At 73.5% G+C, this 22,020-nt stretch carries 19 protein-coding genes and 1 pseudogene; 14 read left to right on the forward strand and 6 right to left on the reverse strand.

Annotated elements, in window-relative coordinates; genetic code table 11:
* A pseudogene (locus ACF1BE_RS23380) lies at positions 1-369 on the forward strand (daunorubicin/doxorubicin resistance ABC transporter ATP-binding protein DrrA); the annotation flags it as partial.
* A 218-nt stretch (positions 370-587) separates the two neighbouring features.
* Positions 588-1,802, forward strand: coding sequence for a CaiB/BaiF CoA transferase family protein (locus ACF1BE_RS23385; protein ID WP_392200953.1), 1,215 nt, complete (start codon positions 588-590; stop codon positions 1,800-1,802).
* A gap of 57 nt (positions 1,803-1,859) precedes the next feature.
* On the opposite strand, the gene ACF1BE_RS23390 is transcribed toward ACF1BE_RS23385, so the two are convergent.
* The 3 genes from ACF1BE_RS23390 to ACF1BE_RS23400 all read right to left on the reverse strand — a co-directional run bounded on the left by ACF1BE_RS23390 (position 1,860) and on the right by ACF1BE_RS23400 (position 3,607).
* The gene (locus ACF1BE_RS23390; protein WP_356821838.1) at positions 1,860-2,129 is read right to left on the reverse strand and encodes a hypothetical protein; all 270 of its coding nucleotides are present in this window, start codon (positions 2,127-2,129) and stop codon (positions 1,860-1,862) included.
* Between the two features lie 126 nt (positions 2,130-2,255).
* The gene (locus tag ACF1BE_RS23395) at positions 2,256-3,068 is read right to left on the reverse strand and encodes an anti-sigma factor domain-containing protein (protein ID WP_392200954.1); all 813 of its coding nucleotides are present in this window, start codon (positions 3,066-3,068) and stop codon (positions 2,256-2,258) included.
* Entirely contained in the window at positions 3,065-3,607 is a 543-nt protein-coding gene (locus ACF1BE_RS23400) for a sigma-70 family RNA polymerase sigma factor (RefSeq protein WP_392200955.1), read from the reverse strand. The genes ACF1BE_RS23395 and ACF1BE_RS23400 overlap by 4 nt, the downstream gene beginning before the upstream one ends.
* A 208-nt stretch (positions 3,608-3,815) precedes the next feature.
* On the opposite strand from ACF1BE_RS23400, the gene ACF1BE_RS23405 reads away from it, so the two are divergent.
* The 3 genes from ACF1BE_RS23405 to ACF1BE_RS23415 all read left to right on the forward strand — a co-directional run bounded on the left by ACF1BE_RS23405 (position 3,816) and on the right by ACF1BE_RS23415 (position 8,614).
* Positions 3,816-5,357 carry a DUF4331 domain-containing protein gene (locus tag ACF1BE_RS23405; RefSeq protein ID WP_392200956.1) on the forward strand — a complete coding sequence of 514 codons (1,542 nt, stop codon included), beginning with the start codon at positions 3,816-3,818 and terminating at the stop codon, positions 5,355-5,357.
* Positions 5,358-5,450: 93 nt separating this feature from the next.
* Positions 5,451-6,983 carry a tetratricopeptide repeat protein gene (locus tag ACF1BE_RS23410; RefSeq protein WP_392200957.1) on the forward strand — a complete coding sequence of 511 codons (1,533 nt, stop codon included), beginning with the start codon at positions 5,451-5,453 and terminating at the stop codon, positions 6,981-6,983.
* Complete coding sequence (locus ACF1BE_RS23415) at positions 6,980-8,614, forward strand: nickel transporter (protein ID WP_392200958.1); 1,635 nt, start codon at positions 6,980-6,982, stop codon at positions 8,612-8,614. Before ACF1BE_RS23410 ends, ACF1BE_RS23415 begins: the two co-directional genes overlap by 4 nt.
* 79 nt (positions 8,615-8,693) lie before the next feature.
* Here the strand turns inward: ACF1BE_RS23415 and ACF1BE_RS23420 are convergent, their stop codons facing one another.
* Positions 8,694-9,500 carry an SGNH/GDSL hydrolase family protein gene (locus ACF1BE_RS23420; RefSeq protein ID WP_392200959.1) on the reverse strand — a complete coding sequence of 269 codons (807 nt, stop codon included), beginning with the start codon at positions 9,498-9,500 and terminating at the stop codon, positions 8,694-8,696.
* Positions 9,501-9,755: 255 nt separating this feature from the next.
* Between ACF1BE_RS23420 and ACF1BE_RS23425 the strand changes: the two genes are divergently transcribed.
* The 5 genes from ACF1BE_RS23425 (at position 9,756) to ACF1BE_RS23445 (ending at position 16,716) form a co-directional block, all read left to right on the forward strand.
* Positions 9,756-10,166, forward strand: a complete 411-nt coding sequence (locus tag ACF1BE_RS23425; protein ID WP_392200960.1) for a hypothetical protein — start codon at positions 9,756-9,758, stop codon at positions 10,164-10,166.
* Between the two features lie 411 nt (positions 10,167-10,577).
* A complete protein-coding gene (locus ACF1BE_RS23430; RefSeq protein WP_392200961.1) occupies positions 10,578-11,399 on the forward strand; it encodes a glycosyltransferase family 2 protein in 822 nt (273 codons plus the stop codon).
* Entirely contained in the window at positions 11,396-12,466 is a 1,071-nt protein-coding gene (locus ACF1BE_RS23435; RefSeq protein ID WP_392200962.1) for a glycosyltransferase family 2 protein, read from the forward strand. The genes ACF1BE_RS23430 and ACF1BE_RS23435 overlap by 4 nt, the downstream gene beginning before the upstream one ends.
* A complete protein-coding gene (locus tag ACF1BE_RS23440; protein WP_392200963.1) occupies positions 12,459-13,259 on the forward strand; it encodes a polysaccharide deacetylase family protein in 801 nt (266 codons plus the stop codon). The genes ACF1BE_RS23435 and ACF1BE_RS23440 overlap by 8 nt, the downstream gene beginning before the upstream one ends.
* Positions 13,252-16,716: a lipopolysaccharide biosynthesis protein gene (locus tag ACF1BE_RS23445; protein WP_392200964.1), complete on the forward strand. Its 3,465-nt coding sequence runs from the start codon at positions 13,252-13,254 to the stop codon at positions 16,714-16,716. Before ACF1BE_RS23440 ends, ACF1BE_RS23445 begins: the two co-directional genes overlap by 8 nt.
* Before the next feature lie 12 nt (positions 16,717-16,728).
* Here the strand turns inward: ACF1BE_RS23445 and ACF1BE_RS23450 are convergent, their stop codons facing one another.
* Complete coding sequence (locus ACF1BE_RS23450) at positions 16,729-18,129, reverse strand: xylan 1,4-beta-xylosidase (protein ID WP_392200965.1); 1,401 nt, start codon at positions 18,127-18,129, stop codon at positions 16,729-16,731.
* A gap of 133 nt (positions 18,130-18,262) precedes the next feature.
* Between ACF1BE_RS23450 and ACF1BE_RS23455 the strand changes: the two genes are divergently transcribed.
* Positions 18,263-19,357 (forward strand): DUF5925 domain-containing protein, encoded by a 1,095-nt coding sequence (locus ACF1BE_RS23455; protein WP_392200966.1) that lies wholly within the window; start codon positions 18,263-18,265, stop codon positions 19,355-19,357.
* A 15-nt stretch (positions 19,358-19,372) separates the two neighbouring features.
* On the forward strand, positions 19,373-20,143 hold the full coding sequence (locus tag ACF1BE_RS23460) for a DUF72 domain-containing protein (RefSeq protein ID WP_392200967.1): 771 nt from the start codon (positions 19,373-19,375) through the stop codon (positions 20,141-20,143).
* A gap of 21 nt (positions 20,144-20,164) precedes the next feature.
* Here ACF1BE_RS23460 and ACF1BE_RS23465 read toward each other — a convergent pair whose 3' ends face one another.
* Positions 20,165-20,533: a GntR family transcriptional regulator gene (locus ACF1BE_RS23465; RefSeq protein WP_392200968.1), complete on the reverse strand. Its 369-nt coding sequence runs from the start codon at positions 20,531-20,533 to the stop codon at positions 20,165-20,167.
* Between the two features lie 71 nt (positions 20,534-20,604).
* Here ACF1BE_RS23465 and ACF1BE_RS23470 point away from each other — a divergent pair, with 71 nt between their 5' ends.
* Together ACF1BE_RS23470 and ACF1BE_RS23475 are read left to right on the forward strand one after the other, a co-directional pair.
* On the forward strand, positions 20,605-21,534 hold the full coding sequence (locus ACF1BE_RS23470; protein ID WP_392200969.1) for a GNAT family N-acetyltransferase: 930 nt from the start codon (positions 20,605-20,607) through the stop codon (positions 21,532-21,534).
* Positions 21,515-22,015 carry a DUF402 domain-containing protein gene (locus ACF1BE_RS23475; protein WP_392200970.1) on the forward strand — a complete coding sequence of 167 codons (501 nt, stop codon included), beginning with the start codon at positions 21,515-21,517 and terminating at the stop codon, positions 22,013-22,015. Before ACF1BE_RS23470 ends, ACF1BE_RS23475 begins: the two co-directional genes overlap by 20 nt.
* Positions 22,016-22,020: the final 5 nt, after the last annotated feature.

Below are 22,020 nucleotides of genomic sequence, written 5' to 3' on the forward strand. Positions count from 1 at the left end.
CAGGCCGACCAGCTCGCCGACGGCATCGCCCTGGTGGACCGGGGACGGGTCGCGCACACCGGGTGGCCCGCCGGACTCGAGGCGCTCATCGGATCGCGCGCGGAGGCGGTGGTCGCGGACGGTGAGGCCCTGTCCAGGGCCGCGGCCGTGCTGAACCGGCCGACCGGCGCCGAGCCCGTGCTCGACCACGAGCGGAACACCGTCGGCGCGGTGACCACCGACCCGGCCCTGACCCTGCCCCGCCTGGTGCGCGTACTGGACGCGGCGGGCGTGCTGTTGCTGGACGCGAGCATCCGGCCACCCACCCTCGACGACGTCTTCCTGCGGCTCACCGGAGAGTTTGCCGGCAGCGGGGAGGCTGCCGCATGAGCGCGTTGGCGTACGACGGACTGCCGATGGCGGGCCGGCAGCTGCGCCGGGTGCGCAACAACCCGGGGCCGGCGATCCTGACCCGGATGATGCCGGTCAACATGCCTGGAGCCTCGCTCCGACCGTGCTGTTCCAGCCGCTCGCGGTGCGCAGGTACGCGCGGGGCGAGTGAGGCCGCACTGCTGACAAAGACGCCGGTCAGGGGCCATGATCCGGGCATGGATCAGCCGATGGACCCGTACGCGCAGCCCCTGCCCCTGGCGGGCATCACCGTCGTCGCCGTCGAACAGGCCGTGTCCGCGCCCTTCGCGACCCGGCAGCTCGCCGACCTGGGCGCCCGGGTCATCAAGGTGGAGCGGGTCGACGGCGGCGACTTCGCGCGCGGTTACGACACGGCGGCCGGCGGTCTCGCCTCGCACTTCGTGTGGTGCAACCGCGGCAAGGAGTCCCTCGCCCTGGACCTGAAGGACCCGCGCGGCCTCGACGTCGTCCGGCGGCTGGTCGCGGACGCGGACGTGTTCGTGCAGAACCTCGCGCACGGCGCGGCGGCCCGGCTCGGCCTGGACGCGGCCACGCTGTGCGCCGCGCACCCGCGGCTGATCGCCGTGGACATCTCGGGCTACGGCGGCTCGGGGCCGTACGCGGACAAGCGGGCCTACGACATGCTGGTGCAGTGCGAGGCGGGGCTGGTGTCGGTGACCGGGACGCCGGAGCAGCCGGTGAAGGCGGGGATCCCGGCGGCGGACATCGCGGCGGCCATGTACGCGTTCTCGGGGATCCTGGCCGCTCTCGTGCGGCGCGGGACGATCGGGCGGGGCGGGCCGGTGGAGGTGTCGATGCTGGAGGCCCTGGCCGAGTGGATGGGGCACCCGCTGCACCACGCGATGCACGGAGGTGAGCCGCCGGCGCGCACCGGGCTCGCGCACGCCGTCATCGCCCCGTACGACGCCTATCCGACGGCGGACGGCGGGCGGGTGCTGCTGTCGGTGCAGAACGACCGGGAGTGGCGGCGGCTGGCCGGACAGGTCATGGGCCGTCCCGAGCTGGGCACGGATCCGGCGTACGCGACCAACGCGGCCCGGGTGACGCACCGGGAGCGGACCGACGCCCTGGTCGCGCGGGCGCTGGGGGCGCTGGGCACCGAGGAGGCCCTGGCGCGGCTGGAGAAGGCCGGCATCGCCTGTGCGCGGCTGCGGGATCTGCACGAGCTGGCGGAACATCCGCAGCTGGCGGCCCGGGAGCGGTGGCGTCAGGTGGGTTCGCCGGCCGGGCCGCTGAGGGCGCTGCTGCCGCCCATCACACTGCCGGGCGGGGGCGAGGCACGGATGGGCGACGTGCCCGCGCTCGGGCAGCACACCGGGGCGCTGCTGCGCGCCGTGGGAATGACGGACGACGAGATCGCAGCACTGCGCCGGGACGGTGTGGCGGCCTGAGCGCGGGCATCCCCGCGCAGGGGCCGCTTCGGTGGGCGGGTGACCGCTCGGTGACCGCTAGTGGCCGCCGAACAACGAACGGCGCAGCCGGCGCAGCGGCGCGAAGAGGGAGACGCGACTGACCCGCCTGCCCCGGTCACTGCGCTCGTGCACGGCGCTACGCGCCGTCAGTTCACGCATCAGCGAGGTCGCCTCGATCGTCTCCCGCTGCGGTATGGCGGGACCCGCCAGTACCGACAGATGGCGGTCGAGGCGCGAACTGGTCGCGCTGCTCCCGCAGGTGATCGCAGGGACCCTGGCCCTGCTGCGCACTGTTATCTGCTCCATGTCACTCCCCACCCGTACGAGTCCACCCGGCCCGGGCAGGGTAACCCTATCGCCCCGGTGGAGCACGCGTGTATCTCGGCCACACGATTCACCTTCCCTGTAAGGCGGTTGACCATCCCTCGCCGACTACTCTCCGAATCCGACCGATTCCAGGGTGAGTTGGACAATCGGCTGACCCGTGGGCCGGGCTGAGCCGCCGTCAGGTTCGACGGTCACGGCGAGTGACGTCGAGGAGGTGTCGAGACCTCGCGCGACCAAGGGCGTGTCGCCCGCGAAGAGCCCCAGGGAGCGCGGTTGCGCGCGGGGACGCATGAGCCAGAGCTGGTGTACGCGCCCACCGGCCGGGGCGCCGTACCCGCTGAGGGTGACGACGGCTTCCCGTCCGGAGGCGGAAGCGATCACTCCGATCCTGCGGCCCCGCGGGTCCTCGCTGTTCGCCGCACGGGCGTCCGGAGCGGCCAGAACGTGGGCGATCTCACGTGCCCGGCTCTGCTCGGCGGCCAGCCGGTCCCCGGTGCGGTGCGCCTGCACCGCGAAGAGGGAGGCGACGACGAGGGCGGCGGTGGCCGTGGCCGTGGCGAACGGCGCGAACAGGGGGCGCCTGCGAGGGGCGTGTGCGCGCCCCGGCGGAGACTGGACGCCCCAGACGTGCGGCGGCAGCCGGCGCGCGACCTCCGGGGCCGGCGCCTGCTCCTGCGGGGTGGCGCGCACGGCGGCCAGCACCCTCTCGCGCAGGGCGGCCGGCGCGGGAACCGCCGCTGACCAGGCGAGCCGCACCGCGTCCTCGGCAAGATCCCGCACCTCGGCGGCGCAGCGGTCGCAGCCCGCCAGATGTTTCTCGAAGCGGCGCCGCTCGCCCGGTTCGAGGGCGTCCAGCACGTAGGGCGCGGCGAGCGAGTGGGGGTCCTCGCGGCGCACCAGTCTGCCGAGGATGCTCATACGGCGCCTCCCAGGCACTGGCGCAGCCGGGTGAGCCCGTCGCGCATCCGCGTCTTGACCGTGCCCAGCGGCAGCGAGAGCCGCTCGGCCACCTCACGGTAGGTGTAGCCGTCGTAGTAGGCCAGGGTGACGGACTGGCGCTGAAGGGCGGTCAGCCGGTTCAGGCAGCGGCGCACCCACTCGCGTTCGAGGCCGGCCTCGACCTCCTCGGCGACCTGGTCGAACGCGGGTTCCCCGGCGCGCAGGGCCTCGCGCTGCTCGCGTTCCCCGGCCGCGCGGGCGCTGCGCACCCGGTCGACGGCCCGGCGGTGGGCGAGGGTGAGGACCCAGGAGAGGGCACTGCCCCGGCCGGGGTCGAAACGGGCGGCGGAGCGCCACAGTTCGAGCAGCACCTCCTGGGCGACCTCCTCGGACTGGGCGGGGTCGCGCACCACCCGCCGGACGAGTCCGAACACAGGCCCGGAGACCAGTCCGTACAGGTCCTCGAACGCCCGCTGGTCACCGCGCGCCACGAGCACCAGCAGGTCGTCCGCCTGCATGCGGGCACCCTCCCCGTGTCCGCAGCCGGCCCTTCCTCGCACACCGCGCATCCGCACCGAGACACACCTCCCGGAGAACATACGGATCAGCGGGCCGAAAACGCGGGCCGCCCGGCGCCGAAAAGTTTTTCCGCCGAGACCAATCCGAATGGCGTGACCGCTCCGTATATCCGTCCGTCAAGGCAAGACGGAACTGAGGACGGACGGCATGACACCTCTCTTCTCCAGGAGCGGCACAGGACGCAAGGGCCTGGTCTCGCTCATCTGTGGCGCGCTGGCCGCCGGGGGGCTCGCAGCCGCCGGCGTCGCCACGCTGGAACCCGGGGCGGCCTCCGCCTCCTCCCACCGGGAAGCGCCACTTATCTCGGGGACCCCGCAGTACGACAACACCGACCTGTACGCGTTCGTCAGCCCGGACAAACCCGACACGACGACGATCGTGGCGAACTGGATCCCGTTCGAGGATCCGGCGGGCGGACCGAACTTCTACACGTTCGCGGACGACGCGCAGTACGACCTGCACATCGACAACAACGGGGACGCGCAGGGCGATTCGGTCTTCCGCTACACCTTCAAGACGCACACGAAGAACGGGAACACCTTCCTCTACAACACGGGTCCGGTCAGCAACCTGGCCGACCCCGACCTCAACATCACCCAGACCTACGACATCGACCTCATCCGCCTGAAGAACGGGCACGAGGCGTCCAGGACGAAGCTCGCGGACGACGCCCCGGTGGCGCCGTCCAACGTCGGCAAGGCGTCCATGCCGGACTACGGCAAACTTCGCTCGCAGGCCGTCTACCGGACGGCGGGCGGCGCCACCACGTTCGCCGGGCAGGCGGACGACCCGTTCTTCGCCGACCTGCGCGTCTTCGACCTGCTGTACGGGGGCAATCTCAGCGAGGTCGGCCGGGACACCCTCAAGGGCTACAACGTCAACACCATCGCCCTCCAGGTGCCCAACGCCCTGATCCGCGAGTCCGCCCACCAGCCGGTCGTCGGCATCTGGTCGACCACCCAGCGCCGCAACGCCCAGGGCTACTACAGCCAGGTCTCGCGCCTGGGCAATCCGCTGGTGAACGAGGTCGTCAACCCGCAGAAGGACAAGGACAGGTTCAACGCGTCACAGCCCGCGTACGACGCCCAGTTCGCCAAGAACGTCACCAACCCGGAGCTGCCGAAGCTCATCGAGTCCATCTACAAGATCAAGGCGCCCGCCGAGCCGCGCAACGACCTCGTCGACGTCTTCCTCAAGGGCGTCAAGGGCCTCAACCAGCCCCCGAACGTGCGGGCTTCGGAGGAACTGCGGCTGAACACCTCGGTTGCGCCGAGCATGCATCCCAAGCGGCTGGGCGTGCTGGACGGTGACAACGCGGGGTTCCCGAACGGTCGCCGGCTCGGTGACGACGTGATCGACGCGGCGCTCCAGGTCGTCGAGGGCGAACTGGTCGGCTCCAAGAACGACCTGGGTGACGCGGTCGACAAGAACGACAGGAAGTTCGAGAAGTACTTCCCGTACGTCGCCGAGCCCACGGCCGGTTCACGCGGCCGGCTCGCCAAGGGCACGACCGCGGGGACGGACGTGCGCAGCCAGCTCGGGGACGCGCTCCAGCCGGCCGGGTCCTCCGCCGGCGGCTCCGGCGACACCATGCTGATCGCCGCCTCGGCGGCCTCCGGTGCGGCCGCGATCCTGCTGCTCGGCACCGCGTTCGCGTGGTGGCGCCGGCGTATGCAGCGCGCGTACTGACCCCGCACCCACCCCCACCAGACCGGCGCGGCCCGTGTTCCCCCCTCCCCCACGGCGGGCCGCGCCTCCCACCCCACCGACGGAGGAACAGGCATGGGCCCGCGCGGGCAGCACGAAGAGAACGAGGAGCGGCCGGCAGCACCCCCGCCACCGCGAACGGCAACGCCCGAGACCGGTGAGGCGGGAGGGGCCGAGGAGAGCACGGGCGGCGGTGAGCGCCCGGTGGGCCGTGCGCGCGAGGGTGTCGGTGAGGACGGCAGTGGTGGGGGGCGCGTCGCCGCCGTGCGGTGGGTCGGGGAGGCCGGGCGGCGGTGGCGGGCCGCACGGCTGGCCGGGTCCGCCGTCCTGGTGGCCGTCGCCCTGACCGGCGGCGCGATCGCCCTCGGCGCGCAGCGGGCGCCGGCGACCGTGCCGGTCGTGGCCGACGCCGTCGACCCCGGTGTCCTGGGCGGCGCGGACCTGGACGCGAGCATCACCGCCCTCCAGGCGCATCTGCGGTCCCAGCCGAAGGACTCCGGCGGCTGGGCCACCCTCGGCCTGGCCTACGTGGAGCAGGCGCGCACCAAGGGCGATCCGGCCCGCTATCCACAGGCGGAGCAGGCGCTGCGGCGATCCCTGGCCCTGGCACCGGACAGCGACCAGGCCCTGGCCGGCCGCGCCGCGCTCGCCGCGGCCCGGCACGACTTCGCGGACGCGCTGACGTTCGCGGACGCGGCACTGCGGCGGAACCCGTACAGCGAACGCGCCCTGTCCTCCCGTATCGACGCCCTGGTCGAACTCGGCCGCTACGCCGACGCGGCGAAGGCCGCGGCGACCGCCGACGCGCGCAGACCGGGCGTACCGGTCTTCACCCGGTACGCGTACGTGCGTGAGCTGCGCGGGGACGTCACCACGGCCCGCCGGGTCCTCGAACAGGCGCTGTCCGCGGCCACCTCACCGGGCGACACCGCGTACGTGGCCACGCAGCTCGGCCAGCTCGCCTGGAACCAGGGCGACTACCGGTCCGCCCTCACCTGCTACGCCCGCGCCCTGGCCGCCGACGACGGCTACCTCCCGGCGCTGGAGGGCCGGGCCCGCGCGCAGGCGGCCCGCGGCGACCGGGCCGCGGCGATCAAGGGGATGGAGGCGGTGGTCGCACGGTATCCGGTGCCCGGCCCGCTCGTCGTACTGGGCGAGCTGTACGAGGCGCGCGGCGCGGCCGGCGACCGGGCGCGGGCCCGGCGGCAGTACGCGCTCGTCGACGCCTGGACGGCGCTGGCCCGCGCCAACGGCGTCGACGCCGACCTGGACACCGCGCTGGCCGCCGCCGACCACGGAGACAGGGCCGCCGCCCTGCGCGCGGCCCGGGCCGAATGGGCCCGCCGGCACACCGTGCACACGGCGGACGCCCTCGCCTGGGCACTGCACGTCGGCGGCCGTGACACCGAGGCCCTGCCGTACGCCCGCCGCGCCACCGCCACCGGCTACCGCAACGCCGCCTTCCGCTACCACCGGGGTGTGATCGAGCTGGCCACGGGCCACCGGGTGGCCGGCCGCGCCTCGCTGACGTCCGCCCTGAAGCTGAACCCCGGCTTCTCCCCGCTGGGTTCCGCCGCGGCCCGCAAGGCCTTGGAGGTGACCGAGTGAAGCCACGCCCGCTGTTCCTCCTTGTCGCCGTGTGCGCGCTCGCCCTCCTCCCGGCCGGCACCGCGAGCGCGCACCCCCTCGGCAACTTCACCGTCAACCGCTACGACGGCCTCGTCGCGGCTCCCGGGCAGCTCCGGGTCGACCATGTGGAGGACCTCGCCGAGATCCCGGCCACCCAGGCCGGGCCCGAGATCGAGCGGCTGGGGCTGGGCGGGTGGGCGCGGCAGCGGTGCGCGCGGGCCGCCGCGGACAGCGCCCTGACCGTGGACGGGCGTACGGCGGCCCTGACGGCCGCCCGAGCCACCGCGCGCCCGCGCCCCGGCCAGGCCGGGCTGCACACCCTGCGTGTGGAGTGCCGGCTGACCGCCGCGCTCCCCCGCGCCGGTGCCGTCACCCTGCGCTTCCACAGCGCGGGTGCCGCCGGCGGTCCTGGCTGGCGGGAGATCACCGCGCGTGGCGACCGGATGACGCTGACCGCGACGGACGTCCCGCGCACGTCGGTCTCGCACGAACTGACGACCTATCCGAAGGACCTGCTGTCCTCGCCCGCCGACACCGCGACGGCCTCCGTGCGGCTGCGGCCCGGCGGTCCGGCGCTCGCCGGGGACACGGCGCGGCAGGAGGCTCCGGGCGCCGGCGTGCTGCCCCGGGGGGCCGACCGCTGGACCCGGGCCCTGGACGATCTGGTGGCCCGGCGTGATCTCACCGTCGGCTTCGCGGCGCTGGCGCTGCTCATCGCGGTCGTCCTGGGTGCGCTGCACGCGCTCGCGCCGGGACACGGCAAAACCCTGATGGCCGCTTCGGCGGCGGCCCGCGGGGGCCGGGCCCGGCCGCGGGACGTGCTGCCGCTGGCCGCCTCGGTCACCGTCACCCACACGCTCGGCGTGGTCGCCCTGGGCCTGCTCGTGACGGCCGGGTCCGCCGCCACGCCGGCGGTGATCGCCTGGCTGGGTCTCGCCAGCGGCGTCCTGGTGCTCGCGGCGGGTGTCACCCTCGCACGCCGGGCCTGGCACAACCGGCCGCGTACGGCCGCCGTCGCCCCCGAGGGGGCGGTGCGACGGGAGTTGGTGGCTGTGGGCGCCGCCGGTCACGGTACCGCCCCACACCCTCACCACCACGACGATGTGGAATCCACCCATGGTGGCCACACCCACCCCCACCCGCACACCCACGACGGACACACCCACAGCCACGGCGGACACGCCCACAGCCATGACGGTCACGCGCACACCCACGCGGGTCACACGCACACCCACGGCGGACATACGCACACCCACCCGACGGCGCCCACTCTCCGCGGGACGCTTCTGCTCGGGTTCGCCGGCGGGCTGGTGCCCAGTCCGTCGGCCGTGGTGGTGCTGGTCGGTGCCGCCGCGCTCGGCAAGGCCTGGTTCGGGCTGCTGCTCGTCGTGGCCTACGGCGCCGGTCTCGCCCTGACGCTCACCGCGGCCGGGTTCGCCGTCGTGCGGCTGGGCTCCGGCGCGGCCAGGGTGCTCGAGCGGCGTCCGCGCTGGACCGCGCATCCGCTGGCCACGCTGGCGCGCCGTACCGTGCCGTTCGCGTCCGCGCTGGTCGTGGTGGCGCTGGGTACGGCTCTGGTGCTCAAGGGGGCCGCGTCCACGCTCGGCTGAGCTGTTCCGCTGGGGACGACGGCGGCGGAGACCCGGTCGGACCGGGTCTCCGCCGCACTGCCGGGCGAGCCCGAACGGGTCAGGCCGCGTTCGTGAGCACCGGCAGGTAGCCGCCGGAGTGGCCGGCCGCGGTCGGGTGGTACGAGGTGCCGATGTCGAGCCAGTTGACGCTGTGCAGCCAGGAGTCGCCGGAGCAGATCTCGTGGCCGGTGAACGTGTTGCGGACGTCGCCGAAGGCGAAGTTGTGGGCGCTGGCGCGGGCTTTGATGACGGTGTCGATGTAGTCGGCCGCGCCGTTGATGGCGGACCGCTTGGTCTCTGAAAGGCCGAGGCAGGTCTGGCCGAGCAGGTAGAAGCGGGGATAGCCGATGACGACCACCCGGGCGGACGGGGCTTTGGCGCTGATCGCGTTGTAGACGGTGTCCAGCTTGCCGGGGAGCGTGTTGGCGACGTACGCCCTGGCCGTGTCGATTCTGGAGAGGCAGGCGCTGTCGGACTGGATCACACAGGTCGTCATGACGTCGGAGAACCCGGCGTCGTTGCCGCCGATCGTGAGGGACACCAGCGAGGTGGCGGTGTTGAGGGAGCCGAGCTGGTTCGCGAGCACGTCGTCCGTCCTGGCGCCGGAGCAGGCGTTGAAGGCGAACGAGGAGTAGCTGTGGGCGGCGTTCCACAGGTAGGGGTAGGCCTTCGTGCTCCGGTCGCAGCTGCCGCTCGAGCTGATGTAACTCCCGGCGCCCACCCCGGAGGAGTAGGAGTCGCCGAGTGCCACGTAGCCACCGGCCGCGGCCGTGTCGGACGCGTGCGCCGAAGCGGCCCCGGTGAGACCGAGGCCGGCGGCGAGGAGGAGTGAAGTGAGGAATCCGGTAAGTCGGGAACGTCTCATGGAACCTCCCTTTAGCAGGATCTCTGCCTCAACCGTGGTACCAACTACGCGTGTTGACGGGAAGTGTCCATGCCAAAACTTTTGTGATCTCAACAGGATCGGCTCAAGACATTCACCGCTCATCTATTGCATGTGCATGTCATATCGTCGTCACCGGAGAGCGCAAGCGCCCCGCGAGAGGGCCTTCTTGACGCCCACCGCGGTCTGCGCCACATTGAAGCCCGGCATCCGCCGCGTCGGGGGGCGAAGTCGTCAATGCGGACCTCACGCACCAGAACACGCACCGAGGCACACTTCCGGCCAGGGCCGGGACGGCTGCTGCCGCCACTGCTCGCCGGGGCCGCGACCGCCGTGGCGGGGACCGGCGCGGTGCTCGCGCTACTCGACACCGCCTCACCCCTGCGCGCCCCGTTCACCCTGTTCTTCCTGCTCGCGGCGCCGGCCATGACGATCGGCGCGGCGTTGCGCGGACTGGATCCCTACGGCCGCGCACTCACCGCCCTCGCGGGCGCGATCGCCGTGGACATGCTGGTCGCCCAGACCATGCTGGCGACGCACCGGTGGTCGGTCCGTGGCGGAGTGGCCGTGGTGGCCGTCCTGAGCCTGCTGCCGCTCCTCGTGATGCCGTTGCGGGGACGAATTCCCGGAAAACACACACAAAAGTGACCGGCATGGTCCAAGGTGGTGCAACGGCCGAACCAGGATGAAGGTGGGGCACTCTTCCGTGTCTTGCCTGTCGGGTGCGACCGTCAATACCGTCATACATCTCACCCGCACCGGTCCGCCGGCCCGGCTCCAGGGGAGGGCTCAGGGCCACGGTGCGTCCGGCGCGGGGCGCGGTAGGGGGGTGCCTGCTCGGTGACCACAACCGTGACCGAGTCGTGCCGCGCGACCGGCTGCCGTCGTTCCCCGGCGGACCGGCCAGCTTTGCCAGCCCGTCCACGCACACGGAGACCGTACCGGGTACCGCCCCGGAGACCGGCCCGCCGTGCCGAAGACGAGAACCCCCCTTTCGAACCGGACATACAGCCGGACCGCCCGTGGGCGGGCGGTCCACCGGACGAGAGGGAAACACTCATGAGTTCCGTCCTGCGCCCGCCGGGTCCGGGCCAAGATCCGCTGATCGCCGCCGACTACCGGCCCATCTCCTCCCACCTGGCGATCACCGTGCCGGTGAGCGTGGTCATTCCCGCCATGAACGAGGCGGAGAACCTGCCCTACGTCTTCAAGAGTCTGCCCGACTGGATACACGAAGTGGTCCTGGTGGACGGCAACTCCACGGACGGCACCGTCGGCGTGGCGCGTTCCCTCCGGCCGGAGGTCAAGGTCGTCGAACAGCGGGGCAGGGGCAAGGGGGATGCCCTGATCGCCGGGTTCGAGGCCTGCACCGGCGACATCATCGTGATGGTCGACGCGGACGGCTCGGCCGACGGCGGGGAGATCGTGTCCTACGTCTCCGCCCTGGTCTCCGGCGCCGACTTCGCCAAGGGCTCGCGCTTCGCCAACGGCGGCGGCACCGACGACATGACCTTCGTCCGCAAGCTGGGCAACCGGGCGCTGTGCGCCACCGTCAACCGCAAGTTCGGCGCCCGCTACACCGATCTGTGCTACGGCTACAACGCGTTCTGGCGGCACTGCCTCGACAGGATCGACCTCGACTGCACCGGCTTCGAGGTCGAGACGCTGATGAACATCAGAGTGGTCAAGGCGGGACTGAGGGTGCAGGAGATACCGAGCCACGAGTACCTGCGCATCCACGGCACGAGCAACCTGCGGGCCGTACGCGACGGGTTCCGGGTGCTGAGGGTGATCCTGCGGGAACGCTCCAACCGGCGGGAGCTGCGCCGCCGGGGACGCCGCTCGCCGCTGCTCGACACGGTCCGGGGAGAGGCGTCTTGACCGGTCCCGGCATCTCCGTCGTGATCTGCGTGTACACCGAGGACCGCTGGGAGGACATCCTCGCGGCGGTCTCCTCGGTACGCGCCCAGTCGCATCCGGCGCTGGAGACGCTCCTGGTCGTGGACCACAACCCGGCCCTGCGGGCCCGGCTGGAACGCGCGTACGAGGAGAGCGACGGCGTCCGGGTCCTGGCCAACGCCGGTCCGCGCGGCCTCTCCGCGGGCCGCAACACCGGCATCGCCGCCTCCCGGGGCGAGGTGATCGCCTTCCTGGACGACGACGCCGTGGCCGAACGGGACTGGCTGCGCCGCTTCACCGAGGGGTACGCCGACCCGCGTGTCCTCGCGGTCGGCGGCCGTACGGTACCCGTCTGGGCGTCGGGCCGGCGGCCGGCCTGGTTCCCGGAGGAGTTCGACTGGGTGGTGGGCTGCACCTACAAGGGGCTGCCGCCCGGCCGGGTCCGGGTCCGCAACGTCCTCGGCGGCAACGCCTCCTTCCGGCGTGCGGCGTTCGAGGCGGCGGGCGGCTTCGCCACCGGCATCGGCCGCGACGGCGACCGCCGCCCGCTGGGCTGCGAGGAGACGGAACTGTGCATCCGCCTCGGCCGCGCCCGCCCCGACGCCGTCCTGCTCATCGACGACCGCGCGGTGATCCACCACCGGGTGCCCGCACCCCGCGAGCACTTCGCCTACTTCCGCGGCCGCACCTACGCCGAGGGCCTGTCCAAGGCCCTGGTGGCCCGCAGCGTCGGCGCCGGCAAGGGCCTGGAGTCCGAACGCCGGTACGTGACACGGGTGTTGCCGGCCGGGGTCGCGCGGGCAGTCAGGGACGCGCTGCTCGGCAGGCCGGGCGGGGCCGGGCGCGCGGGCGCGATCGTCGCCGGGCTGCTGAGCGCCGCCGCCGGCTACGCGCTGGGCAGTCTGCGGGCCCGGCGAGCGGCCGGTACGGCGTTCCCTCCGACACCGGCCCAGGAACCGGAGCCGGCCCGCGAACCGGCCCAGGCGCCACCCCGGGCCCCCCTCCAGGCGCCCCCGTGGACACCGGCCCCCGGGGGTCTTGATGAGTGACTCCCCCGTTCCCATCCTCATGTACCACTCCGTCGCGACCGCCCCCAACGACGCCACCCGGACCCTGTCGGTCGCGCCGGAGGCGTTCGCGGAGCAGATGACGCTCATCGGCGGCCTGGGGCTGACCCCGGTCACCACCGCCGACCTCGCGGCCGGCTGGCGCCGTCGCCGTCCGCTGCCCGCCCGGCCGGTACTGATCACCTTCGACGACGGCTACGAGGGCGTGCACCGCCACGCGCTGCCCGTCCTCGCGGGACATGGCTTCCCGGCGACTCTGTTCGTCTCCACCGGCTGGCTCCGGGGTGCCCACGACACCGGCGGCGGCCCGGACACCATGCTCGACTGGCCACAGGTGCGTGAACTGGCCGCCGCCGGTGTCGAGGTCGGTGGGCACAGCCACACCCACCCCCAGCTCGACCAGCTCCCCGACGGCCGCCTGCGCGCCGAACTGGACCGCTGCACGCGGATCGTCACCGAAGAACTCGGCGCCCCGCCGGTGTCGTTCGCCTACCCGTACGGCTATTCCAGCCGCCGGGTCCGCCAGGCGGTGCGCGCGGCCGGGTACGCCCAGGCGCTCGCCGTCGGCAATACGCTCGCCCACCGCCGCCAGGGCCCCTACGCGCTGCGCCGTGTCACGGTCCGCCGCGGCACCGGCGCCGAGGAGTTCGGGCGGCTCCTGGAAGGCCGCGTCCTCGCCCGGGACTTCGCCGGGGAGCGCGTCCTCACCAAGGGTTACGCCCTCGTCCGCAGAGCCCGCCAGGTCCACCGGAAGGCCACCCGCGGCCGTGTCTGACACGACCACCGCGAGGACCGCGACCGGGACGGCGGCACCCGGCGCCACGGCACCCGGGAACGGCCGGTCCGCCGGCGGCCGCGGCAGCCCGCTGTTCCGCAACGCCTACGCGCTGATGCTCAACACCGGCATCTCCGCCGTCCTCGGGCTCGGCTTCTGGCTGGCCGCGGCGCGCTACTACTCCGAGTCGGCGGTCGGGCAGGGCTCCGCCGCCATCGCCGCGATGAAGTTCCTCGCCGGGCTGACCGCGGTGACCCTGACCGGCGCCCTGGCCCGTTTCATCCCCGTCTCCGGTGACCGCACCGGGCGGCTCGTGCTGCGTACCTACGCGGGCGGTTCGCTGGTCGTGGCGGTCGCCGCCGGGATCTTCCTGCTGTCCCTGGACGCGTGGGGGCCGTCGTACCGCTTCCTGCACGGCACCCTCAACGGGCTCGGGTTCGTCCTGGCCGTCGCCGCCTGGAACGTCCTCACCCTCCAGGACGGCGTGCTCACCGGGCTGCGCAGCGCGCTCTGGGTGCCGGTCGGCAACACCGTGTTCTCGGCGGTCAAGCTGGCCCTGCTCGCCGCGTTCGCCGTCGCCCTGCCGACAACCGGTGTGTTCGTGTCCTGGGTGGCCGCGATCGCCACCTCGGTGGTGCCGCTGGGCTGGCTGGTGTTCCGGCGGCTGGTCCCCCGGCACGTGCGGGCCACCCGGAACCGGGCCGGGCCGCCGACGCCGAGGGAGATCGGCAGGTTCCTGGCCGGGGACTACACCGGTGCCCTGTTCTCCCTCGCCGTGGTCTACCTCGTGCCGGTGATCATCGCCACGCGGGTCAGCTCCGAGGAGAACGCGTACTTCTACATCACCGCCACCATCGGCGGCACGACCAACCTGCTCGCCATCAACATGGGCGCCTCCCTCACCGTCGAGGGCTCGCACGACCCGGCGCGGCTGGCCGCCGACACCCGCGCCGCGCTGAAGCGGATGGCCCGGATCATGCTGCCGGTCGCGGGCCTGCTGTTCGCCGGCGCGCCCTTGATCCTCGGTGTGTTCGGTGAGGGCTACGCGGACGCGGCGACCCCGCTGCTGCGCTGGTTCGCGGTCGGCACGGTACTGCGGACCGTGCTGGAGACCCACTTCGCGGTGCTGCGCGCACAGAGCCGCACCGCCGGACTCGCCTGGCTGCAGGGACTGTTGTGCGTGCTGGTGCTGGGCCTGACCGTGCTGCTCCTGCCCCGGCTGGGGCTGACCGGCGCGGGCGTCGCCGAGATCTCCAGCCTCGCGGTGGTGGTGGCCATCGCCGCGCCGAAGCTGTGGCGGACGGTGCGGTCCACGCCCGCCGCCGTGCCGGACACCACGGCACCGGACGGTGACCTCTCCGACCTGGCGCCGCTTGCCTGCTCCCGGCGGCGCTCCGGCGGGGGCACCCCGGCCGTCCCGGCGCGCCGGCCCGGCCCGGCGTGGGTGCGCGACCGCGACACGTGGGCCGGAGTGCTTCTCGGGTGCCTGCTGATGGCCGCGCTGGTGCTGTACTGGGTGCCCGCGCTGCGGCTCGGCGAGGCGGACCTGGACCGGATGGGCGGGCTCGGGCTGGTCTCGGTGCTGCCGCTGCCGACTCTGGCCGGGGCTGCCCTGCTGGTCACCGTGTTCGCCGCGCTGCTCCGGCTGCGCCGCGAACACCGGGCGCTGCTGCTGCTCACCCTGCTGGCGACCGTGGTCTGCATGCACGCGCTGCCCGCGGTGATCGAGATGGAGCCGCGGTTCCCGACGGCCTGGCAGCACCTCGGCTTCCTCGACCACATCGACCGGACCGGCTCCGCCGTACCGGATCTGGACGCCCGCTGGAGCTGGCCGGGCTTCTTCGCGCTGGTCGCGTTCGCCGGCCGGGTGGGCGGGATCACCGACTTCACCGAGGTCATCCGCTGGTGGCCGACGGCCGTGCAACTCGCGTATCTCGCACCGATGTTCCTGCTCACGCGGTCCATGCGGGCGAGCTGGCGGGCGAAGTGGACGGGCATCTGGATCTTCGCGCTGAGCGGCTGGGTCGGCCAGGACTACTTCTCCCCGCAGGGCTTCACCTACCTGCTGTACCTGGTGTTCGTGGCCGTCCTGCTGGTCTGGTTCCGGCCGCCCCGGGTGATCTGGACGGGACGGCGCCCGGGCGAGGCCGGGACGGAGCCGGCCGGGCGCCGTCAACGTGCCGTGCTGCTGCTCGTGTTGATGGCGCTCTACGCGGCGACGGTGCCCGCGCATCAGCTCACCCCGTTCATGATGCTGGGCGTGCTCACGGCCCTCGTCCTGTCCGGCCGGTCCGAACTGCGCGGTCTGCCTCTGCTGTTCGGGGTGCTGGCCGCGGTCTGGGTCGGCTTCATGGCCGAGCCGTACTGGTCCGGGCACTTCGACGAACTCTTCGGCGGGGTCGGCGGGATCGGCGGCAACGTCTCCACCTCCGTCTCCGGCCGTATCCAGGGCGGCAGCGCGACCCACAAGCTGGTGCTGTACACCCGTGTGCTGCTGGCCGGCTCGGTGCTCGGCCTGGCCTGCTGGGGCTGGTGGCGGCGGCGCCTGCACCGGTACCGGGAGCGGTCCCTGCCGATCCTCGCGTTCGTCCCCTTCCTCGGCTTCGGCATGCAGTCGTACGGCGGTGAGATGGCGCTGCGCGTCTTCATGTTCGCGGTGCCGGGCGCGGCCCTGCTCGGCGGGCTCGCCCTCTTCCCCCGCACCGGTGCCGCCGCACGGAAGGGCGGGGTGCGGCTCGCCCCGCCGGCCGCGCTGCTCGCCGGGCTGCTGCTGATGGGCGGTTTCCTGGTGGCCCGCTGGGGCAACGAGCCGTTCGAACGGGTCCGGCCCGGTGAGGTCGCGGCCATGGACTGGGTGTACGCCCACGACCGGCCGACGGTACGGCTGCTGTGGCTGAGCCAGGATCCGGTCGCCGACGTGACGCCGGCACTGCCGTGGGGCGCGCGGGACATGGAGCGGGTGACCTACGTGCCGACGCTCGCACCGGCCGACCCCCGGCTGGTGGCGGGCCTGGTGAAGGCTCTCGAGGACGCCGGGCCGCACTCGTACCTGATGGTCGACCGCAGCCAGGTGACGTACCTGGAGCTGGACGCGGGCTACCCGGCGGCCTGGCGGCCCCGGCTGGTCCGGCACCTGGACGGCCGGCGGGAGCTGACGAGGGTCCTGGTCAACGAGGACGTCACGTTGTACGCGCTGCGCGGGCGGCCCGCGGGGCCGGTGCCCGAGCCGGATCCGGGGCCGGCCGGACCGCAGGTGACGTGGACACCGTGGTCGGTGGCCGGTGCGCTCGCCGCCGTCGTCCTGGTCCTGCTGCTGGCCGCCCGCGAGCTGGTCCGGGTCGCGATGCGGCCGGGTGTGCGCCGGCTGCGGCTGGTCCAGGGCGGTTTCTGGTTCACGCTGCCGCTGCTGGGACTGGTGCTGGCCTCGCTGGTGCAGCGGTTCGTGACACTGAAGTGAGGCTGGGGTGGCTCAGCGGTCGAGCCACTTCACCTCGTACGCGCCCATCTCGAACCGCCTGCCGTCGACGCGCGCGCTGATCCGCCGGGCGAGGGTGTTGACGACGAGGACGGTACTCGAGGTGGCGAGGACACGGAGGTGGGGTGCGTCGTCCGGGGCGACGGACACGGTCGCGTACCGGGTGCCCGGCGGGAACGCCCGCGCGAACCGGGACACCAGGTTGTACAGGGGGAGTTCCCGGCCGCCGCCGGCGGTGTCGGTCGGGGTCCACAGGCAGCCGGGGCACGGGCCCGTCCGCTCCTGCGGGTTCCAGTAGAAGCCGGAGCCGGCGCCGCCCGTGACCATGGCGATCATGCCGGTGGCCTGGACGGCGACGCGGTGCGGTTCGCTCCAGCCGGTGCGTTCGCCGCCGCCGTCGCCGGGCTCGACGTAGTACTCGGCCCACCACAGGGGCAGGTCGCGGGTCAGCCGCCGTACCCAGGCGCCGACGGCGGTGAGTTTGGCGGTGGCCGCGAACTCGTCCGGGAGCAGTGCGTCGTCGCGCGTGTAGCTGGAGCCGTCGACCACGGTGAAGTCGGCGCCGGCCCGGTGGGTGTTCCAGTAGGCGAAGGCGTCCAGGACCCGCTGGTCCATGGCGCCCCAGGGGCCCCTGAGCGCGGTCGAGGCGTTCTGGTCGCCCGGGTCGACGCTGTCCATGACCAGGTACGGGCCGCCGACCATGATGTCCTTGTCGACGTTCTTCAGTGCCTTGTACACGAGGTTGTACATCCGGGTGTAGCCCTCGTAGTCCCAGCGGGACTCGGCGTCGTTCCAGAACCCCTTGAACTCGTTCCACACGATGAAGTGCCGCACGTCCGGGTAGCGCCGGGCGACGGTCGCGGCGAGGTCGGCGAAGTCCTGGTAGTGGCCGGGCCGCGGGGCGCTCTCCAGCGCGGCCCGGCTCCAGTCGGTGCGGCCGGCGCCGGCCGCACCGCCCTTCATCCAGTCCGGGGAGCAGCACAGCGTGATCACCGGGGTGCCGCCGGAGGCGCGGACGAGGCCCATACGCCGGTCCAGCGCGCCGAAGTCGTAACGACCCCTGGCCGGCTCGGGGTTGTCGGCGCCCCAGCCCATGATGTGCTGGTTCTGCGCCAGCCCGCCGTCCCGGCCTAGGAGTCGTGTCACGCGCGCGGTGGCGGCCGGCGAACCCTGGTCGGCGCTGTACCGGGTGTGCGTGAAGCCCCAGCCGACGTACGGTTCGGGTGTCCCGGCCGGGGCGGCCGGGGTGCGGTGCGGCATGTCGCCGTCTCGTGCGGTGCCGCCGGGCGGCGTGCCGAGCAGGGTGAGCACCAGGGCCGGCGCGGCCAGGCCCGCGCCGAGCAGGGCGGTGAGCCGCCACCGCCGCCTTCGCGCGTCCCCGCCAGGGCGTCCCATCGAGGACCACAGTAACGGGGGGAGCCGGGCGGCGGGCAGGTGTCGGCCGGAACGCCGGCAACGGTCCCGGGACACCCGGAACAAGCGGCGGAAATGCCGTGCGCGGAGCGCATCCGTGCCGGATCATGGCGGCATGGCTGCCAACCCGCACGACGCTCTGCCGATCCGGCTCCACGTCGACGACTCCGACTCGCCGTCCGACGTCGTCGACGCGCTGTTCCTCGGCCGTTTCGCAACGGGCGAGCAGCCGTACTCGCACGCGGTGAACATCGACCGGGTCCGCTCGGGCGCGACCCTGCTGCCGGAGGGCGCCCAGGTCCTGCGGGTCGCCCGCGACGACGACCGCAGCGCGACGCTCGCCGAGGGCGAGGGCTGGACCCTGCTGGTCTCCCGCTGGAACCGCGGCGCGGACGTCACGGTCACCGCGACCAGTGCCGAACTGGCGAAGCGGATCCTCGACCAGGCCACGGACGGCGCGACCGACGAGCCCGAACCCCAGCCGGAGAACGTGGCGATGGGGTTCTGGTACGTCTCCCCCCGGCGCGGCCCGCACCGCACCACCCGTCAGATCTCGGCGGGCACCTGGGAGGAGGTCCGGCCCAACTACACGGCGCCGGTGGCGGACGCGATGGACCGCCTCATGAAGACGACCCCCGAGGACATCGCGGGCCGGCTGCTCCTGCTCCACGGCCCGCCCGGCACCGGCAAGACCTCCGCGCTGCGCACGCTGGCCCGCTCCTGGCGGGACTGGTGCCAGGTGGACTGCGTCCTGGACCCCGAACGCCTCTTCTCCGACGTCGGCTATCTGATGGACATCGCCATCGGCGAGGACGACGGCGCCGGCAAGGGCCGCTGGCGGCTGCTGCTGCTGGAGGACTGCGACGAGCTGATCCGAGGCGAGGCCCGGCACACGGCGGGCCAGGCCCTGTCCCGGCTGCTGAACCTCACCGACGGTCTGCTCGGCCAGGGCCGCAACGTCCTGGTGGGCGTCACCACCAACGAGGACCTGGAGCGCCTGCATCCGGCCGTGGTCCGCCCCGGCCGCTGCCTGGCCCGCATCGAGGTCGGCCCGCTGACCCACCGGGAGGCGGTGAACTGGCTCGGCACCGAGGAGGGTGTCGGCCGCGAGGGGGCGACCCTGGCCGAGCTGTACGCGCTGCGCCGGGGCACCACACCGACGTCCGTGCCGGGCGCGCGGGAGGGAGCGGACGCGGGCCTGTACCTGTGATGCTTTCATGAGGGTATGACCGTGTTCGTCGGCACGTCGGGGTGGCAGTACAAGGACTGGCGGGACCTCGTCTACCCGGCGGGTGTCCCGACGCGGCTGTGGCTGGAGGAGTACACGCGGCTCTTCGCGACGGTGGAGATCAACAACGCGTTCTACCGGCTGCCGTCGTACGACACCTTCGCCGCCTGGCGCGTCCGCGTCCCGCCGGACTTCGTCGTCGCGGTCAAGGCCAGCCGCTTCCTCACCCACATCAAGCGCCTGAAGGACCCGGAGGAGCCGGTCCACCGCCTGATGACCCACGCGGCGGGCCTCGGCGACCGCCTGGGCCCGGTCCTCCTCCAGCTCCCGCCGACCCTGCGCGCCGACCCACCGCTGCTGGACGCGTGCCTGGCCCGCTTCCCGCCCGGCACGCGGGTCGCGGTGGAACCCCGTCACGACTCGTGGTGGACACCGGAGCTGCGGCGCGTGCTGGAGTCCCGGGGAGCGGCCCTGTGCTGGGCTGACGTCCTGGCCCGCCCGGCCGGCCCGCTGTGGCGCACCGCCGACTGGGGGTACGTCCGCTTCCACCAGGGCCGCGCCCGGCCCTGGCCCCGCTACGGCCGGCGCTCCCTGGAGACCTGGGTGGACCGCGTCGCTACGACCTTCCCCGACGGGGAGGACGTGTACGCGTACTTCAACAACGACCCCGGGGGAGCGGCGGTGCGGGACGCGGAGGTGTTCGCGGCGGCGGCGCGCAGGGCGGGCCTGACGGTGACACGGACACCGGAGCCCGTGCGAACGCGGTGACCCACGGGGCCGACGCGAGGGCTATCCCGCGTAGGCGGCCCGCAGGGCGTCCCGTACGGCGGCGAGCGCCTCGGCCTCCCCCAGCCCGAGCCTGCGCACCCGCTCCGCGTACGCCTGCGCGGCCGAGGCCGCCTCCCGCTGCGCGGCCGGGCCGGCGGCGGCCACGAACGTGCCGTTGCGTCCGCGCGTCTCGATCACCCCGTCGCCCTCCAGCGCCCGGTACGCCTTCGCCACCGTGTTCACCGCGAGCCCCAGGGACTCGGCCAGCCCCCGCACGGTCGGCAGCCGGTACCCCACCGGGAGCGCGCCGGACCGCGCCTGCTCGGAAATCTGCGCCCGCACCTGTTCGTACGGCGGCGCGCTGTCATCGATGCGGATCTTCAGGCTCACGGCCCGATTGTCCCGCACCCGGCGGAGAAATCGAGAGGCAGTCCGGCGTCGGCACCCCGTACGGTCCCCACATGACCATGCTCGTACGCGCCCTGCGCCCCGGCGTCCCGGCCGACGCCGAGGGCTTCGCCCGTGTCCGCCGCCTCGCCCTCCCCTACCTCCTGTGCACCCCGGAGTCGGTGCGGCACGCGGCCGCCCGGGTCCATCCGGGCGCCCGCTACCGTCCGCTCGTCGCGGAGGAGGACGGCGAGGTGATCGGCACGGCCCAGGTGTATCTGGCCCATGACAGCCCCGAGCCGGGCCAGGGCTGTCTGAACATCCACGTCCGTCCGGACCGGACCCGCCGGGGCGCCGGCCGGCTGCTGGTGCGGGCCGCCGAGGAGTACCTGACGGACCTGGGCGTGACCAGGCTGCTCTCCTGGACGATGGACGAGCCGGCCTGCCGGGCCTTCGCCGAGCGGCGCGGCTACCGCCCGGGCCGTTCCTCCCACTTCCTCCGGCTTGACCTCGCGCACGGCACCCTCCCCCCGGCGCCGCCGGTCCCGCCCGGCGTCGAACTGCGCACCGCCGCCGACTTCGCGGACGACCCCCGGCCGCTGTTCGACCTGGACGCGGAGACGGTGCTGGACGAACCGGGCGACGTGACCGCCGAGTTCACGGACTACGACGCCTGGGTCGAGGAGACCTGGAACCATCCGCTGCTGGACCGGGAGCTGACCACGGTCGCCTGCGTGGACGGCCGTCCGGTCGCCTTCACCGTGGCCCGCACCGACGGCGGCACCCGTTACGGCACGGCCATGACCGGCACCGCACGCGCCCACCGCGGCCGGGGCCTGGCCAAGCTGACCAAGAGCCGCTCCCTGCGCCTGGCCCGCGCCGCCGGTCTCACCGAGGCCTTCACGGGCAACGACACCGGCAACGCTCCCATGCTCGCCGTCAACACGTGGCTCGGCTACGGGAAGTGCGCGTCGGAGGTGCGCTATGTCCGCGAAATCAGCTGATCCCGTGCGGCGGCTGGAGGTCGTCCTGGTCAAGGGGGGCCGGACGAAGATCCGTTACCCGGCGGAGCTGCTCCGGGACGACGGCACCCGGATCGCCGTACGCGCCCGCTGGGCGGGTTCGGGGGTGCGTGACTTCGGGTTCGTGCGCTTCGAGCCGGGCGACGTGTTCACCGAGTACTACTGGCGGGACCGGTGGTACGCCGTGAAGGAGGTCCGCGGCGCGGACGGTGCCCTCAAGGGCTGGTACTGCGACGTGGCCCGCCCCGCGGTCCTGTCCGGCACGGAGCTGGTCGTGGAGGATCTCGACCTGGACCTGTGGCGCTCCGCTGACGGGCGGGACGTACGCCGGCTGGACGAGGACGAGTTCGCCGGGAGCGGGCTCGCGCGGGCGGACCCGCGGGCCGCGTCCGCCGCCGTGGCGGCGCTGGACACCCTGGAGGCGCTGGCCCGGGACGGCGGCTTCGAGGAGCTGCTGGCCTGACCCGC

Origin of the sequence: Streptomyces sp. NPDC014991, from assembly GCF_043080665.1 — a bacterium.
In the GTDB taxonomy this organism is placed as follows: domain Bacteria; phylum Actinomycetota; class Actinomycetes; order Streptomycetales; family Streptomycetaceae; genus Streptomyces.

Bases quoted from the DNA above. Each gene is read 5' to 3' on its own strand.
- ACF1BE_RS23385 (WP_392200953.1), top strand. From the start codon at position 588: ATGGATCAGCCGATGGACCCGTACGCGCAGCCCCTGCCCCTGGCGGGC.
- ACF1BE_RS23390 (WP_356821838.1), bottom strand. From the start codon at position 2,129: ATGGAGCAGATAACAGTGCGCAGCAGGGCCAGGGTCCCTGCGATCACC.
- ACF1BE_RS23395 (WP_392200954.1), bottom strand. From the start codon at position 3,068: ATGAGCATCCTCGGCAGACTGGTGCGCCGCGAGGACCCCCACTCGCTC.
- ACF1BE_RS23400 (WP_392200955.1), bottom strand. From the start codon at position 3,607: ATGCAGGCGGACGACCTGCTGGTGCTCGTGGCGCGCGGTGACCAGCGG.
- ACF1BE_RS23405 (WP_392200956.1), top strand. From the start codon at position 3,816: ATGACACCTCTCTTCTCCAGGAGCGGCACAGGACGCAAGGGCCTGGTC.
- ACF1BE_RS23410 (WP_392200957.1), top strand. From the start codon at position 5,451: ATGGGCCCGCGCGGGCAGCACGAAGAGAACGAGGAGCGGCCGGCAGCA.
- ACF1BE_RS23420 (WP_392200959.1), bottom strand. From the start codon at position 9,500: ATGAGACGTTCCCGACTTACCGGATTCCTCACTTCACTCCTCCTCGCC.
- ACF1BE_RS23425 (WP_392200960.1), top strand. From the start codon at position 9,756: ATGCGGACCTCACGCACCAGAACACGCACCGAGGCACACTTCCGGCCA.
- ACF1BE_RS23430 (WP_392200961.1), top strand. From the start codon at position 10,578: ATGAGTTCCGTCCTGCGCCCGCCGGGTCCGGGCCAAGATCCGCTGATC.
- ACF1BE_RS23440 (WP_392200963.1), top strand. From the start codon at position 12,459: ATGAGTGACTCCCCCGTTCCCATCCTCATGTACCACTCCGTCGCGACC.
- ACF1BE_RS23450 (WP_392200965.1), bottom strand. From the start codon at position 18,129: ATGGGACGCCCTGGCGGGGACGCGCGAAGGCGGCGGTGGCGGCTCACC.
- ACF1BE_RS23455 (WP_392200966.1), top strand. From the start codon at position 18,263: ATGGCTGCCAACCCGCACGACGCTCTGCCGATCCGGCTCCACGTCGAC.
- ACF1BE_RS23460 (WP_392200967.1), top strand. From the start codon at position 19,373: ATGACCGTGTTCGTCGGCACGTCGGGGTGGCAGTACAAGGACTGGCGG.
- ACF1BE_RS23470 (WP_392200969.1), top strand. From the start codon at position 20,605: ATGACCATGCTCGTACGCGCCCTGCGCCCCGGCGTCCCGGCCGACGCC.
- ACF1BE_RS23475 (WP_392200970.1), top strand. From the start codon at position 21,515: ATGTCCGCGAAATCAGCTGATCCCGTGCGGCGGCTGGAGGTCGTCCTG.